At 72.0% G+C, this 15,119-nt stretch carries 13 protein-coding genes; 2 read left to right on the top strand and 11 right to left on the bottom strand.

All coding sequences use genetic code 11. The annotated features are described in order from the left end of the window. Nucleotides 1-59: 59 nt before the first annotated feature. From purE to mca, 6 genes are all read right to left on the bottom strand, one after another. Nucleotides 60-551 carry a 5-(carboxyamino)imidazole ribonucleotide mutase gene (gene purE, locus ACPXB1_RS02320; protein WP_425734770.1) on the bottom strand — a complete coding sequence of 164 codons (492 nt, stop codon included), beginning with the start codon at nucleotides 549-551 and terminating at the stop codon, nucleotides 60-62. A 17-nt stretch (nucleotides 552-568) separates the two neighbouring features. Beyond that, entirely contained in the window at nucleotides 569-1,744 is a 1,176-nt protein-coding gene (locus tag ACPXB1_RS02315; protein ID WP_425734721.1) for a 5-(carboxyamino)imidazole ribonucleotide synthase, read from the bottom strand. 132 nt (nucleotides 1,745-1,876) lie between these two features. Continuing rightward, nucleotides 1,877-3,913: a thioredoxin domain-containing protein gene (locus tag ACPXB1_RS02310; protein ID WP_355596909.1), complete on the bottom strand. Its 2,037-nt coding sequence runs from the start codon at nucleotides 3,911-3,913 to the stop codon at nucleotides 1,877-1,879. Between the two features lie 47 nt (nucleotides 3,914-3,960). Next, a complete protein-coding gene (locus ACPXB1_RS02305; protein ID WP_355596933.1) occupies nucleotides 3,961-6,441 on the bottom strand; it encodes a putative bifunctional diguanylate cyclase/phosphodiesterase in 2,481 nt (826 codons plus the stop codon). Nucleotides 6,442-6,671: 230 nt separating this feature from the next. Beyond that, nucleotides 6,672-6,965: a hypothetical protein gene (locus tag ACPXB1_RS02300; protein WP_425734720.1), complete on the bottom strand. Its 294-nt coding sequence runs from the start codon at nucleotides 6,963-6,965 to the stop codon at nucleotides 6,672-6,674. Between the two features lie 48 nt (nucleotides 6,966-7,013). Further along, nucleotides 7,014-7,895 carry a mycothiol conjugate amidase Mca gene (mca, locus tag ACPXB1_RS02295; protein WP_053655281.1) on the bottom strand — a complete coding sequence of 294 codons (882 nt, stop codon included), beginning with the start codon at nucleotides 7,893-7,895 and terminating at the stop codon, nucleotides 7,014-7,016. Between the two features lie 200 nt (nucleotides 7,896-8,095). Here mca and ACPXB1_RS02290 point away from each other — a divergent pair, with 200 nt between their 5' ends. Beyond that, nucleotides 8,096-8,536: a DUF4307 domain-containing protein gene (locus tag ACPXB1_RS02290; protein WP_355596931.1), complete on the top strand. Its 441-nt coding sequence runs from the start codon at nucleotides 8,096-8,098 to the stop codon at nucleotides 8,534-8,536. Nucleotides 8,537-8,693: 157 nt separating this feature from the next. After that, the gene (greA, locus tag ACPXB1_RS02285; RefSeq protein ID WP_053655285.1) at nucleotides 8,694-9,191 is read left to right on the top strand and encodes a transcription elongation factor GreA; all 498 of its coding nucleotides are present in this window, start codon (nucleotides 8,694-8,696) and stop codon (nucleotides 9,189-9,191) included. A gap of 62 nt (nucleotides 9,192-9,253) precedes the next feature. Here greA and ilvA read toward each other — a convergent pair whose 3' ends face one another. From ilvA to ACPXB1_RS02260, 5 genes are all read right to left on the bottom strand, one after another. Continuing rightward, complete coding sequence (gene ilvA / locus ACPXB1_RS02280; RefSeq protein ID WP_355596904.1) at nucleotides 9,254-10,474, bottom strand: threonine ammonia-lyase; 1,221 nt, start codon at nucleotides 10,472-10,474, stop codon at nucleotides 9,254-9,256. Between the two features lie 69 nt (nucleotides 10,475-10,543). Next, nucleotides 10,544-11,344 (bottom strand): DUF4328 domain-containing protein, encoded by an 801-nt coding sequence (locus ACPXB1_RS02275; RefSeq protein WP_355596903.1) that lies wholly within the window; start codon nucleotides 11,342-11,344, stop codon nucleotides 10,544-10,546. Between the two features lie 43 nt (nucleotides 11,345-11,387). Next, nucleotides 11,388-12,797, bottom strand: a complete 1,410-nt coding sequence (locus ACPXB1_RS02270) for an amidase (protein ID WP_355596901.1) — start codon at nucleotides 12,795-12,797, stop codon at nucleotides 11,388-11,390. Nucleotides 12,798-12,810: 13 nt separating this feature from the next. After that, on the bottom strand, nucleotides 12,811-13,953 hold the full coding sequence (locus ACPXB1_RS02265) for a cystathionine gamma-synthase (RefSeq protein ID WP_355596899.1): 1,143 nt from the start codon (nucleotides 13,951-13,953) through the stop codon (nucleotides 12,811-12,813). A gap of 109 nt (nucleotides 13,954-14,062) precedes the next feature. Beyond that, on the bottom strand, nucleotides 14,063-15,109 hold the full coding sequence (locus ACPXB1_RS02260; RefSeq protein WP_425734719.1) for a YncE family protein: 1,047 nt from the start codon (nucleotides 15,107-15,109) through the stop codon (nucleotides 14,063-14,065). Nucleotides 15,110-15,119 lie beyond the last annotated feature (10 nt).

Here is a 15,119-nt window from a genome sequence, read left to right as displayed (position 1 = left end):
CCCCTTTTCGGGCACCACAACTGCATGATCGACCCGGGTGAGGTCGAGGCTCGCGTGGACTACCGCAGGGTTGCCTGGAGGGCGGCGTCCTTGGTTTTGATGAGCTTGTCCAGGTTCTGCTGGTAGGTCGTCATTCGGGCGCGCAGGGGCTCGTCGCTGGCACCGAGGATTCGTACGGCTAGCAGGCCGGCGTTGCGGGCGTTGCCGATCGACACTGTGGCGACCGGGATGCCCGCCGGCATCTGCACAATGGACAGCAGCGAATCCATCCCGTCGAGGTGCTTGAGCGGCACCGGCACCCCGATCACCGGCAGCGGCGTCACCGAGGCCACCATGCCCGGCAGCGCGGCGGCGCCACCCGCACCCGCGATGATCACCTTGAGGCCCCGGTCGGCGGCGTCCTGGCCGTACTCGATCATCGCGACCGGGGTCCGGTGCGCCGAGATCACCCGGACCTCGTACGACACGCCGAAGTCGTCCAGCACCTCGGAGGCGGCCCGCATTGTCGGCCAGTCCGAGTCACTGCCCATGATCAAACCGACGGTTGGCACCTCGGCCCCCTTCTCGCTCACTCGCGCCCCTCACGCAGCCAACGGGCGGCCCGAACAGCCCGCGCCCGTACGTCGTCCAGGTCGTCACCGAGCACCGTGACGTGCCCGATCTTGCGGCCGGGTCGCACCTGCTTGCCGTAGAGGTGCACCTTCGCGCCCGGCTCGGCGGCGAAGAGGTGGTGCAGCCGCTCGTCGATCGACATTCCGCCCGGCTCGCCACCGAGGACGTTCGCCATCACCACCACCGGCGCGGTCAGCGCGGTGTCGCCCATCGGGTAGTCCAGCACGGCCCGCAGGTGCTGCTCGAACTGGGAGGTCCGGGCGCCCTCGATGGTCCAGTGCCCCGAGTTGTGGGGCCGCATCGCCAGCTCGTTGACCACGATCGCGGGCCGACCGGCCTCGTCGCGTACCTCGAAGAGTTCGACGGCGAGCAGGCCGACCACGCCGAGCGCGGTGGCCAGGTCGATGGCGAGCTGCTGGGCGGCGACAGCCAGATCCTCGTCCAGGCCGGGCGCCGGGGCCAGCACCTCCACGTTGATACCGTCCCGCTGAACCGTCTCGACCACCGGGTACGCGGCCACCTGGCCGAACGGCGACCGTGCCACCTGCACTGCCAGCTCCCGGCGCAGCGGCACCCGCTCCTCGACGATCAGCGGGGTGCCGCCAGCGAGCAGCGTGGTCGCCAGCTCGGTGGCCTGGGCGGCGTCGTCGACCATCCAGACGCCCCGGCCGTCGTAGCCACCCCGGGCCGCCTTGAGCACCACCGGCCAGCCGACCTGCTCGCCGAAGTCGACGAGGTCAGCGGGCTCACCGACCGGCCGCCACCGGGGGTTGGGCGCGCCCAACTCGGTGAGGCGTTCCCGCATCACCTGCTTGTCCTGGGCGTGCAGCAGCGCGTCGGCAGGCGGGTACACCGCCACGCCCTCCGCAGCCAGCGCGCGGATGTGCGCGGAGGGCACGTGCTCGTGGTCGAAGGTGACCACGTCGCAACCCTTGGCGAAGGTACGCAGGGCGGCGAGGTCGGTGTGCTCGCCGTACTGGACGTCGGCGGCGACAAGTGCCGCGCCGTCCTCGGGACTGGCAGCGAGCACACGCAGTGACTGACCGAGGGCGATCGCGGCCTGGTGGGTCATCCGGGCCAACTGGCCGCCACCCACCATGCCGACAACGGGGAGACCGGTACGGGAATCCATAGCGCGGCCAGCCTATCCGGGTGGTCGGTGCGGTCGCCCGGAGGGCCGGCGCCGGCCGATTCCGCAAGACGCCGGCCACCACCGTGCCCCGGTCGCGGGCGACTACCGGGTGCTACGTCGGATGCGGTGTGTTCAGCCGAGCTGGGCGACCAGCTCCTCGACGGAGGTCACCGGCCGTTGGCAGACGAAACCCCGGCAGACGTACGCCGCGGACCGCCCGTCGACGAACGGCCGGTCGGCGAGCAGTGGGACCCCCGGCTGGTCCGGAGCTCCGGCGACCACCACCGCTCCGGGCGGGGCGTGCCGGTGGGCCGCCGCCACCAGCGGATCGCCGGCCGGGTCGCCGGTCACCACGGCGATCTCGTACGGCCCGGACAGCAGCGCCTCACCGACAGTTGCCGCGTACCCGGTGAACCGGGCGTGCCGCCCGACGATCGGCGCCACGGTGGCGAGCGCCGCCTCGGCGGCCTCCCGGTAGCGCGTCTGGCCGGTCAGCGCGGCGTACGCCACGAGCCCGGCCACCAGCGCGGACCGGCCCGACGGGGTGGCGTTGTCGGTCGGGTCGGCCGGCCGGGCGACGAGCTGCTCGGCGTCGTCGGCCGTGTCGTAGTAGGCGCCGCCGGACGCGGCGAAGTGCTCCAGCGCGGTGTCCAGCAGCCCGCCGGCCAGGGTGAGCCAGCGTCCCTCGCCGGTGAGCTGGTGCATCGCGCAGAACGCCTCGGCCACGCAGCCGTAGTCCTCCAGGACGCCGGCCGGCTCACCGACCTTGCCGTCGCGGGAGACCCGGCGCAGACGGCCGTCCACCAGGTGCACGTTCGCCAGGTGCTCGGCGGCGTTACGCATCGCGCCGTCGGCGACGATCGTCACGCCGTCCATCAGGTTGGCGTCCTCGTCCTGCGGCGACGCGTACAGGGCAGCGACCTGCTGGAACTCGGCCATGGCGGTGATCGCCAGACCGTTCCACGCGGCCACCACCTTGTCGTCACGAGCAGGCTGGGGACGCGTGTCCCGGGCCGCGAGCAGCCGGCCCACCACCTGCTGCCAGCGGGCGCGGACCTCGGGTGCGGCGTCGTCGACGTCCCGGGCGAGCCGCAGCACGCTCATGCCGTGCTCGAAGGTGCCCTCGTCGGTGACGGCGAACAGGTCGGCGGCCCACCGGCCGTCCTCCTCGCCGAGTACCTCGACGAGCTGCGCGGGCGTCCAGGCGTACGTGAGCCCTTCGACGCCATCGGTGTCGGCGTCCAGCGCGGACGCGAACCCCTCCCCCGGCCGGTGCAGCTCGTCGGCGAGGAACCGGGCGGTGTCCCGGGCGATCCGACGGGCCAGCGGGTCACCGGTCAGCCGCCAGACCTGCGTGTAGACCCGCAGCAGCAGCGCGTTGTCGTAGAGCATCTTCTCGAAGTGCGGCACCGTCCAGTGCGCGTCCACCGAGTAGCGGGCGAAGCCACCGGCCAACTGGTCGTAGATGCCACCCCGGGCCATCGCCTCGGCAGTGTGCCGGACGATCTCCAGGCTGCGCGGGTCGCCGGTGCGCTGGTGGTGGCGCAGCAGGAACAGCAGGTTCATGTGCGGCGGAAACTTCGGGGCGCCCCCGAAACCGCCGTTCGTCACGTCGTACTCACCGGCCAGGTTCGCGGCTGCGGCGTCGAGCAGCGGGACGTCCAGCGGGGCGGTGGGGCCACCCACTGCCTGTGCGCCGCCGATCGCCTCGACGACGGCGGCGCCCTGGCGCAGCACGTCGGCGCGCTGGTCGCGCCACGCGGTGGCGACCGACTGGAGCAGCCGGACGAAGTTGGCCCGCGGGAAGTAGGTGCCGCAGAAGAACGGGGTGCCGTCTGGGGTGGCGAAGACTGTCATCGGCCAGCCGCCCTGACCTGTCATCGCCTGGGTGGCGGTCATGTAGACGGCGTCGACGTCGGGGCGCTCCTCGCGGTCCACCTTGATCGACACGAAGTCGTCGTTCAGCAGGGCGCCGACGTGCTCGTTCTCGAACGACTCGTGCGCCATCACGTGACACCAGTGGCAGGCCGCGTACCCCACCGAGATGAGCACCGGTACGTCGCGCCGCTTGGCCTCGGCGAACGCCTCGTCGCACCACGGCCACCAGTCGACCGGGTTGTCGGCGTGCTGGAGCAGGTACGGGCTGGTGGCGTTGGCGAGTCGGTTCACCCGACGACCATAACCAGGTACGCCGGACCGCGCCGGGCGGTCACCTGTCAGGAGGCGCCGTCGGCGCGGAGCCGGAAGACGTTCGACTCGGCCGAGTCGCGCAGCGACCCGAGCACCGCGCCGATCTTGTCGGCCGGCATGGGCTTGAAGAAGTGGTAGCCCTGCGCGGACGTGCAGCCCAGCTCAGCCAGGGCCAGCCGCTGCTCGGCGGTCTCCACGCCCTCGGCGACCACCCGCAGCCCCAGCTCGTGGGCGAGCCCCACAGTGGTCCGTACGATCGCTGCCGCTTCCGGTGAGTCGGCCATCCGGATCACGAACGAGCGGTCGACCTTCAGCTCGTCGACGGCGATCCGGGTGAGGAAGGTCAACGACGAGAAGCCGGTGCCGAAGTCGTCCACAGCGAGCTGCACGCCCATCGACCGGAGCGTGGACAGCACCTCGTCGATGACCTCCAGCTCGCTCATCACCACCGTCTCGGTGATCTCCAGGACCAGCCGGTGCGGCGGCACCTGATGCCGGCGCAGCGCCTCGGCGATCTCCGCGGGCAGGCGCGGGTCGAGCAGGCTACGCGCCGACAGGTTCACCGAGATCGGCACGTCGAGCCCTTCGCGGGCCCAGCCGGCGGCGACGCCGAGCGCCTTGTTCAGCACGTACCGGGTGAACGTGCCCAACTGCTCGCTGTTCTCCACCGGGCGGATGAAGTCGATCGGGTTGAGCCAGCCCCGCCGGGGATGCTGCCAGCGGATCAACGCCTCCACCCCGGTGGGCGCGCCGGTGGCCAGGTCGACGGCCGGCTGCAACGCCAGCACCAGTTGGTCGTCGACCTCCAGCGCCTCCCGCAACTCGGCGAGCAGCGCCAACTGGTCGGTGCTTGCCGCGTCCCGGGTGCTGTCGTACGCGGCGACGCTGCCGCCGCCCTCCTTGGCCTGGTACATGGCGATGTCGGCCCGGCGCAGCAGCTCGGTCAGGTCGGCGGTGCCCGCGTCGGCGACGACCACCCCGACGGAGACCTCGATCGACATCCGCACCCCGGCCACCTCGGTCGGCGCGGCCAGCCGCTCGGCGATCTCCCGTGCCTGCCGCAGCGCGTACGCCATCGGGGCGGCGCGGTCGCCGAGCACCGGCACCGAGGTGAGCAGCAGCGCGAACTCGTCGCCGCCGAGCCGGCCGAGCAGGTCGCCGGGGCGGGCGAGCGCGCTGAGTCGGTTGGCGGTGAGGCGCAGCAACTGGTCGCCGGCCGCGTGCCCGAGGGTGTCGTTGACCTCTTTGAACTGGTTGATGTCCAGCAGCAACAGAGCCACCGGGTGCTCGTGGGCGAGCTGCCGCAGCGACTGGTCGCCCTTGCTGAGCATCGCCGTCCGGTTGGCCAGCCCGGTGAGCGGGTCGTGCACCGCCTCGTACGACGATCGGGCGGTGACCAGCCGCAGCTCACGGTGGGTTGCGGCGTCGTGCAGGGCGGCGGCGAGCGCGTCGCCGAACGCGGCGATGGCGTCGCGCTCCCGGGCTGCGGGCGGGGCGGAGCGGGGGAACCGGACCCGCAACCGGCCGACCGGCGTAGCGCCCACCGACAGGGGGCGGATCAACTCGTGCTCGTCGGGCTCCGACTGGTCCGGTGGGCCGACCTCCCGGTCGACCAGCTGACCGCCGGCGTCCCCCCGGTAGCGCCGCCACCTGCCGTCGGCCCGCGCCACGTCGACGTCGACCAGTTCGGCGTTGAACAGCGTCAGCGCACCGCTCACCGCCGCGCTGGCCACGCCCCGCTCGTCGAGCTGGTTGAGGGCCGCGGTGGCCTCGGCGAAGGCCCGCCACGTACGGCGTTCCTGGTCGGCGCGCAGCCGGTAGCGGTAGGTCTGGTGCAGCAGCCACAGCAGTGGCGGCAGGAGCAGCAGCCAGCGTGGGTCCAGCTCCAGCAACGTGACGACCACCAGGCCGACAGCCACGTTGCCGACGAACATGAGCAGCTTGCCGCGCAGCGCGGCGAGCAGCGGCGGCCCGATCGGCAGCCCGTGCCGCAGCCCCAGTGTCACCCCGCCCAACCAGGCGGTCACCAGCAGGTACGTCACCGACCCGGCGATCACGGCCAGCGCCAGCATCGGTGTCGGCGGGGCGAGCAACGGCTCCCCCAGGGCCGTCGTGACGGACACCGCCAGCGCCGACGCGGCGGCGAGCGACGCGGCGATACGGACGATCTCCAGCAGGGGACGACGGTCGCCGTACAGCGAATGCGCCGTCCAGGCCAGTCCGGCGCCGAGCAGGGTCGCCGACGGCAGCCAGCCGGCCGGCGTGAGGTAGAGGCAGACGATCAGCGCCGCCTCACCCCAGGTGATGCTGACCATGCCTGCGCCCGTGCGGAACCGCAGTCGGGCGAGCTGGGCGACGGCGAGGATGGCCACGGCGATGCCGAAGCGGGCCGGACCACCGAGAGGATCGTCAGCCGGCAGCCGGAACGGGAGGGTCCAGCCGACCATTGCGGATACCAGGGCGGTAAGCGTCACCGCGCCGGTCAGCACGAGCACCCGGGCCGGCATGCCGCGCGCGCCGAGCCGGTCGGACCGGTCGGCAGCCGGGCCGGAGGTCATCGACCATCCCCGTCAGCCGGCCGACCGACGCTGTGACGGGTCACCGGTGCTGTGTCAGTCATCGGCGCCCCCTTCCGCGCACGGCTCGGAGACTTTTGGTCCCCCCGGCGGAAGGCTAAGCCAAACCGGGTGGTCGCAACAGGGGTCGACCACCCGGTTCGGCGTGAATCATGCGCTGACTACCCGTCCCGGTGCTGCTGGTGCCCGTTGGAAGCGTGCGTGGATGATTCACTCGCTCCCGTCCCGTCTGTCGGATCGACGACTGTCGCGTCCGCCCTGGTCGGGTCAGTCGACCGCGACTGCTGCGGGAACCGGTCGGGCAGGCGGCGCAGGCGGGCGTTCATGTTGCGGATCAGCAGGATGGTCGCGGTGGCCAGCAGCAGGATGAGGAAGAGGCCCATCGGTCCGGCCAGGCCACCCGTGCGGGTGTCCCCGAAGTTGTTCTCCGCGAGCACCTGGGCAGCGGTCAGCATGGCGTTCCTCCGATGTGCGGTTGGGTACCAGGGTAGACCCGGCCGGAATCAGCGCGCGTGCGCCGTCTCCCGCACCCCTGCGAAGAGGTCGGACTCGGGCAACGGGCTGTCCACGACGGTGCGGGCCAGCTCGAAATCCTCCGTCGGCCAGGCGCGCTGTTGCAGTTCCATCGGCACGTGGAACCAGAAGCCGTCCGGGTCGACCTGGGTGGCGTGGGCGCGCAGCGCGTCGTCGCGGACGTGGAAGTAGTCGCCGCACTCCACCCGGGTGGTGATCCGGGGGCCCTTGTCGGGTCGGTCGTCCCAACGCTTGAGCCACTCCTCGTACGGGGATTCGCGGCCGATGGCGAGCATCGCCTCGTGCAGGGCCATGATCTTGGCCTTGGAGAACCCGATGTCGTAGTAGAGCTTCAGTGGCTGCCACGGGGCGCCCAGCTCCGGGTAGCGCTCCGGGTCGCCGGCGGCCTCGAAGGCGGCCACGCTCACCTTGTGGCACATGATGTGGTCGGGGTGGGGGTAGCCACCCTCCTCGTCGTAGGTCGTCACGACGTGCGGGCGGAACTCGCGCATCAGCCGCACCAGCGGCCCGGCGGCCACCTCGACGTCCTGGAGGGCGAAGCAGCCCTCCGGCAGCGGGGGCAGCGGGTCGCCCTCGGGCAGGCCGGAGTCGACGAACCCGAGCCAGGCCTGCTCGACGCCGAGGATCGCCCGCGCGGCGTCCATCTCGGCGCGGCGGATCTCCGCGATGTTGGCCCACACGTCGGGCCGGTCAAGCTTGGGGTTGAGCACGCTGCCGCGCTCACCGCCGGTGCACGTCACCACAAGCACGTCCACGCCCTGGGCGACGTACTTCGCCATGGTCGCCGCACCCTTGCTCGACTCGTCGTCCGGGTGCGCGTGAACGGCCATGAGACGCAGTTGCTCTGCCAACGTCGGCGCTCCTCGTCTGTGCCGGCCGGTGGACCCGACCGGTATCAACCGGCTGACCTGCCGGGATCCTCCGCACCCCACCGCTGGTCGGCGTTGCGGGCCCGACCCGACCTGCCGTTGCTGCCGTCGAGCCGGGTGGGAGAATGGACTCTGTCATTCTTGCCGATGCCGCCGACAACAACGCCAGGAGATACCCGCCGGTGACCGAGACGCACGCCACAATTTCACCGGGCGCGCCGGTCTTCCCGACCGGGCGCTACGGCCGCCGTCGGGCATCCGGCGGAGGCCGCCGTCGTACGCTGCTGGCCGGGCTGGCGCTGTTGGCGCTGGTGGCGGCGCTGAGCCTGATCTCGGTGCGGCTCTACCAGCAGTACGGTGACCCGAACTACCGCGCCGAGGTGATCACCTACACCGACATCACCGACACCCAGATGCTGCTCGACTTCCGGGTGACGGTGCCGGAGGGCGAATCGGCGGTCTGCGTGCTGCGCGCCCGGGACCGCGCCGGCGCCCAGGTGGCCCGCGAGGAGATCACTGTGAGCGCCGCCCCGGGCGAGCGACACCTCACCGTCCGGCACCGCCTGAGCACCACCGCCCGGCCGTTCATCGGCGAGGTGCTGCGCTGCCGTCCTCCCGCCTGAGCTGCGCGGACCACAGTTCCGAGCAGTGCGCTGGCGCTCCTACCACGCAACGCCCGATCCGGACAGCGGTGATGATCGCCGACACGCTGTGTCGTACCGCACTGGTAACTTGGTAGTTCACCTGTCAGCCAGCCACGCACATCTGAGGAGACCGCCTGTGTCCACTGGCAACGAGGCGCCCGCCACCTGGCTGTCCCAGGACGCGTACGACCGCCTCCAGGCCGAGCTCGACGAGCACATCGCCAACCGGCCGGCGATCGCCGCCGAGATCAACGCTCGGCGCGAGGAGGGCGACCTGCGGGAGAACGGGGGCTACCACGCCGCCCGCGAGGAGCAGGGCAAGGCCGAGGGGCGCATCCGCTACCTCCAGGAGCTGCTGCGCACCGCGAAGGTCGGCGAGGCGCCGACCACGGACGCGGTGTCGCCCGGCATGGTCGTGACGATCTACTTCGACGACGACACCGACGACACCGAGACGTTCCTGCTCGGCTCACGGGAGATCGCCGCCACCACCGACCTGACCGTCTACAGCCCCGAGTCCGCGCTCGGCAAGGCGATCCTGGGCGGCCGTCCCGGGCAGACCTGCACCTACACGGCACCCAGCGGCGCCGACATCAAGGTGACAGTGGTCAGCTTCGAGCCGTTCTCCGGCTGAGCGCCGCCGGCTTCCGGGCCGTCTGAGGGCGTACCCCCGCCGAGGTGTGGCACCCGCCGGTGTCACGCCTCGGCGGCGAAGACCACCTGGTAACCGCTGGCCCGCAACGCGCTGATCAGCGTGTCCGAGTGCTCCACTCCGCGGGTCTCCACCGACAGCGCCACCTCCACCTCGCCGAGGCCCAGGTGTGGGTTGGCCCGCTGGTGTTCCACGTCCACCACGTTGGCCCGGTGCTCGGCGATCTGGCTCAGCAGCGAGGCGAGCTGCCCCGGCCGGTCGGAGCACCGCACCGTCACGCGCAGATAGCGTCCCGCGGCGGCCAGGCCGTGCTCGATCACCCGCAGCATCAGCAGCGGGTCGATGTTGCCACCGGAGAGCACCGCGACCACAGGCGTCTCCACCTCCACGACACCGGCCAGGAGCGCGGCCACGCCGACCGCCCCAGCCGGCTCGACGACCTGCTTGCCCCGCTCCAGCAGCATCAGCAGCGCCCGGGAGATGTCCTCCTCCGACACCGTGACGATCTCGTCGACAAGCTTGCGGACATGGTTGAAGGTGATCTCACCGGGCCGCCCGACAGCGATGCCGTCCGCGATTGTGGCGAACACCGGCAGCCGGACCGGCTCCCCGGCCACCAGCGAGGGCGGGAAGGCCGCCGCGCCCGCCGCCTGCACGCCGATGATCCGGACGTCCGGCCGCAGCGCCTTCGCGGCCACCGCCATGCCCGAGATCAGACCGCCGCCGCCCACGCCCGTGATGATGGTCCGCACCTCCGGGCACTGTTCGAGGATCTCCAGCGCGACAGTGCCCTGGCCGGCGATCACGTCCGGGTGGTCGAACGGGTGGATGAGCACCGCGCCGGTCCGCTCGGCGTACGTCTGCGCGGCCACCAACGACTCGTCGACGGTGTTGCCTGCCAGTTCGACCTGCGCGCCGTACCCCTTGGTGGCGGCGACCTTCGGCAGCGGGGCGTTTACCGGCATGAAGACCGTGGCGTGCGTACCGACCAGGCCGGCGGCCAGCGCCACGCCCTGGGCGTGGTTGCCGGCGCTCGCCGCGACGACGCCGCGTTCGCGCTCCGCCGCCGACAGCCGGGAGATCCGCACGTACGCGCCGCGCACCTTGTACGAGCCGGCGCGCTGGACGTTCTCGCACTTGAGCCAGGTCGGCCCGCCCAGTGCGGCGCTCAGTGGCCGGGAGGGCTCCAGCGGGGTGATCCGGACGACGTCGGCGAGCAGTTCCCGCGCGGCCCGTACGTCGTCGAGGCCGACCAGTTCCGTCATGCCCCGATCGTGCCATCCGGGCCGGGCGGCAACCGCGTCGACACCGGGCAGTCGGTCAGACCGGGGCCGTCAGACCGGGGTGGCCGGGGCGGTCGGGGCGGTCGCCGAGGGCGGCGCGCTGGCGATGCGTGCCTCCTGGGCGGCGGAGATCTGTCGGATCAACAGGATCAGCGTCACCCCGGCGACCACGCAGGCCACTGCGGGCACGGCGTTACGGAGCAGGGAATCGCCGTAGTGGTCGATGTACGCCTGGTAGTCGGCGTCGGTGGACGGGCTCCGCGGCAGCCTGATGTACGCCTGGGCGTTCTGGTTGCTGACGACCCCCTCGCCGATGCTGAACACGAGCCAGGTGATCCACCAGACGAACACCGTGGCCGGGGTGCGGCGCCGCCAGAGGCTGTCCCGGGCGACGCTGGCCATCACCCGGGCCGGTACCACGAGGTTGACGAACGGGATCAGCCAGCCGGCGATCGCCCAGCCGGCACCGAGTGTCGGCAGCGCACCCGGAAACGCGTCGGTGTTCTTCCGCGCCCGCCACATCCAGACGATCACCAGTACGGCGGCGGCGGGGTACACGACCACCGAGGGCTGCGACAACAGCGCCAGCACTGACAAAGCGTCGACCAGCAGGTCCGCGTCGTCGGCGTTCTGGGCCCGCCGGGTCATCAGCAACCCGAAAATCGGATCGAGTGCTGTCACGAGAGAGAGCACCACGGCCACGCCGACGGCGATGCAGGCGGCCAGGCCGACGCCACGTACCCGGTAGGTCGCCACAGCGGGCCAGACGGCAGGCTGGCCGAGCGGCGTCTTGCAACGCTGGCATTCGTTGTGCTCGGGCGACGTGGCGTCCCCACAGGTCTGACAACGCATCGATGTCTCCCGGGTCCGCGCGATTGGCGTACACAGTAGACGATCAAGCGGCGGCCGGCGACCCCTTGCCGACCCGGGGGTAGCCGGGGGCGTGCCGCGACCAGGGGGCTGCCATCTCGAACTGGCCGGCGACGCCGAGCAGCAGCAGCTCCGAGCCGGGCGGGCCGACCAGTTGCACCGCGACCGGCAGGCCGTCCGGGCGGCGGCCGACCGGCACCACGACCGCCGGCAGGCCGGCGATGTTCCACGGCGCGGCGTACGGGGCGTACCGGATGCTTGCCGACATGTTCGACCGCCAGGACCGCTCGGACCAGCGCCCGGCCTCCGGCGGGGCGCTGGCCAACGCCGGGGTGAGCAGCAGGTCGACCGAGTGGTCGGTGAAGAAGTCGATCGACCGCTGCCGCCAGGCGGTCCGGTCGGCTTCCCGGACGTACCCCCGGCGCTGCGCCCACTCGCCAAGCGCTACGTGCCGCCGGGTACGCCGTTGCAGGCCACGCCGGTCCAACCCGGAGGCCCGGACGTCGGTGGCGGCGGCGGCGAACCAGGTGGCGATGCCCTGCAGGCCCAGCGCTGTGGGATAGACCGGATCGGCCGGAACCGTGTCGTGCCCGGCGGCGGCGAGGAGTCGGCCCGCGGCGGCGACAGCGTCCCGGTTGGGCGCGTCCGGTGAGACGCCTCGCACCGGTGAGCGCAGCGAGACGCCCACCCGCAGCCGCTGCGGTGGGACCAGCTTCTCCGGACGCCGACCGGCCAGCACCGAGAAACCGACCGCCGCGTCCGCGACTGTGCTGGTGAGCATGCCGTGCTCGGTGAGGCCGAACCAGTCGTCAGCGCCGAGCTGGCAGGGCACCACGCCCCGACCGGGCTTGAGCCCGACCAGGCCGCAGCAGGCCGCCGGAATCCGGATCGACCCGAGGCCGTCGTTGCCGTGCGCGATCGGCACCAGCCCGGCCGCCACCGCCGCAGCGGCACCACCGGAGGAGCCCCCGGGGGTACGCGTGCTGTCCCACGGGTTGCGTGTCACAGCGCTGTCGTCGTCGGTGAGCGCCCACAGGCCCAACTCCGGCATCCGGGTCACGCCAAGGATCACCGCACCGGCGCCGCGGAGCCGGCGGACCACCTCGTGGTCGGCCTCCGCGACCTCGGTACGCGCCGCGGGCGACCCGTTCCAGGTGGGCAGGCCGGCGACCGGCGTGTTCTCCTTCACCGCCACCGGCACCCCGGCCAGCGGCAGGTTCGCCAGGTCCTCCTGCTCGTCGACCTTCTCCGCCTCGGTGATCGCCTCGCCACCGCGAACGGCGCGGAACGCCGCCAGATCGCGGTCGGCCGAGGCGATGTACTCAAGGTGGTCGGCGACGACCTGGGTGGCCGAGACGTCACCTCGGCGTACGCCCCGGGCGATCTGCTTGGCGGTCGCCCCGACCCAGGTCGCCATGATGTCCTGCACGGCCATCCTCCCCCAGCGGTCAGCCCAGTGCCTGCTCCAGATCGGCGAGCAGGTCGTCGACCGTCTCGATGCCGACAGACAGTCGCACGAGATCCCCGGGAACTTCAAGCGGCGAGCCGGCAGCACTTGCGTGTGTCATCCGACCCGGGTGCTCGATCAGGGATTCCACGCCGCCGAGCGACTCGGCGAGCACGAAGAGCTTGGTCCGGTTGCAGATCTCCACAGCGTGGTCCTCGCCGCCGACCGCGCGGAACGAGATCATGCCGCCGAACCGGCGCATCTGCTTGGCGGCCACCTCGTGACCGGGGTGCGACGGCAGCCCCGGGTAGATCACCTGGGCCACCTTGGCGTGCCCGTCGAGGTACGCGGCGAGCCGCTCCGCGTTGTCGCAGTGCCGGTCCATGCGTACCCCGAGGGTCTTGATGCCGCGCAGGGTGAGCCAGGCGTCGAACGGGCCGTTGATCGCGCCCATGGCGTTCTGGTGGTAGCGCAGTTCCTCGCCGAGCGCGGCGTCGGCGACGACGAGCGCGCCGCCCACCACGTCGGAGTGGCCGCCGATGTACTTGGTGGTGGAGTGCACCACCACGTCCGCGCCGTGGGCGATGGGCTGTTGCAGGTACGGCGAGGCGAACGTGTTGTCGACGACAAGCAGCGCGTCGACGTCGTGCGCGACGCCGGCCATGGCGGCGATGTCGGCGATGCCGAGCAGCGGATTGGTGGGCGTCTCCACCCAGACCATCTTCGTCCGGCCCTGCCGCACAGCGGCGCGGACGGCTGCCGGGTCCGAGACCTTGGCCGGGGTGAACTCGATCCCCCACCGCTGGGCGACACGGGCGAAGAGCCGGTAGGTCCCGCCGTACGCGTCGTCGGGGATGACCACGTGGTCACCCGGCTGGCAGACGGCCCGCAGCAGGGTGTCCTCGGCGGCCAGGCCGCTGGCGAAGGCCAGCCCGACCGGGCCGCCTTCCAGCGCGGCCAGGCACTCCTGGAGGGCGTCGCGGGTCGGGTTGCCGGACCGGCTGTACTCGTAGCCGAGCCGGGGCGCGCCGACGGCGTCCTGGGCGTAGGTGCTGGTCTGGTAGATCGGAGGTATCACCGCGCCGGTGCGGGCCTCGGGGTCCTGACCGGCATGTATGGCGAGCGTCTCGAAGCCGTGGTTCATCCTGTGAGGCTAGTTCTTCGTCTCGATGGCTGGAACGGAACCCACGCTCCCGGTGGGGGCCGGACCTTCCGGCCCGGCCCCCACGTGCCAGCCAGGGGCCGACGGTCGGTCAGCCGGCCGGTACGGGCAGGACGTGCAAGGTGGCCTGGTTTCTGCCGGTCCAGTCGTAGGAGAGCGCGTAGAGCCGTGCACCGTTCGGTGACCAGGCCAGCCCACCCGGGCTCAGCTCACCGCCTCCCAGCACGAAACGGTTCAGTTCGGTTCCGTCTGGCCGATAGACGAACAGGTACGACGTGTCCGCCGCGGCGGCGATCCTGGTGCCGTCGCGGGACGGCTCGACAGCGGCCGGGTAGGCGCCGGTGGGGAAGGTCACCGAGGGGGTGGTGATGTCGGCGAACGGGAACGCCTGCACCTCGTACGGGGCACCGGCCGCGGTGTAGAGGGTGGTGGCGGTCGGATCGAGGGCGATGTCCTGCAGGTTGCTGCCGATCGCCGTCCAGTCGCTCGTCCGCGTCAGGGTCAGCGTTCCCCCAGTTCCGATCGCGTACGCGTATACCGACGCCGGACTCAACGACATCTGCCCGGCCAGCAACACCGAGCGGTTCTGGAGGGCACCGGTCAGCAGCGGGGCGCCGTAGAAGTCCTGAGTAGTGGCCATCCCCGTGGTGACACGGGCGGGTTGGCGGCCCAGGTCGATCCGGCCGATGTTGCCGCCCCACTGGTCGCAGCCGTAGCCGAACCACAGGTACCGCCCGGTCAGCGCAAGCGACGACGGGCACTCGCCCGCCCCGGTGTCGTACCGGGCCGACTCGACGAGCGAGCCGGTGTCGAAGGCGGCGATGGCGTTGGCGGTGGGCAGCGCCACGTAGAGGGTCTGCCGGTCGGGGCTGAGCAGCAGGTCGGAGGGGCCGGGCAGGCCGGACAGGGTGCCGACCACCGCGCCCGTGGCGCTGGCCACCACGACGTCGGTCGACGACCTGCCGCCGCTGACGAAGACCCGGTCACCGGCGGACACCACGTCGGCCACCGTGGTCAGTGGCAGCGGGGTGGCGGTCTGCGCGGGTGCCGCCTGGGCGGGGGTCGGGAGCGCCGCGGTGAGCAGCCCGGCGGTCAACGCGGCAAGCGCCGCCCGGGTCGTACCTTTTCTGATGTGCAAGGTGTTGTCC

The sequence above is a fragment of the Micromonospora sp. DT68 genome (assembly GCF_049847245.1).
Classification (GTDB): domain Bacteria; phylum Actinomycetota; class Actinomycetes; order Mycobacteriales; family Micromonosporaceae; genus Micromonospora; species Micromonospora profundi.
The sequence above is the reverse complement of the archived record's forward strand: the minus strand, read 5'-3'. Positions and strand labels throughout refer to the sequence as shown.

What these genes read in the sequence shown, in the direction of transcription:
- ACPXB1_RS02315 (WP_425734721.1), bottom strand. Translation starts at nt 1,744, where the DNA reads ATGGATTCCCGTACCGGTCTCCCCGTTGTCGGCATGGTGGGTGGCGGC.
- ACPXB1_RS02305 (WP_355596933.1), bottom strand. Translation starts at nt 6,441, where the DNA reads ATGCCGGCCCGGGTGCTCGTGCTGACCGGCGCGGTGACGCTTACCGCC.
- ACPXB1_RS02300 (WP_425734720.1), bottom strand. Translation starts at nt 6,965, where the DNA reads ATGCTGACCGCTGCCCAGGTGCTCGCGGAGAACAACTTCGGGGACACC.
- ilvA (WP_355596904.1), bottom strand. Translation starts at nt 10,474, where the DNA reads ATGACGGAACTGGTCGGCCTCGACGACGTACGGGCCGCGCGGGAACTG.
- ACPXB1_RS02275 (WP_355596903.1), bottom strand. Translation starts at nt 11,344, where the DNA reads ATGCGTTGTCAGACCTGTGGGGACGCCACGTCGCCCGAGCACAACGAA.
- ACPXB1_RS02270 (WP_355596901.1), bottom strand. Translation starts at nt 12,797, where the DNA reads ATGGCCGTGCAGGACATCATGGCGACCTGGGTCGGGGCGACCGCCAAG.
- ACPXB1_RS02265 (WP_355596899.1), bottom strand. Translation starts at nt 13,953, where the DNA reads ATGAACCACGGCTTCGAGACGCTCGCCATACATGCCGGTCAGGACCCC.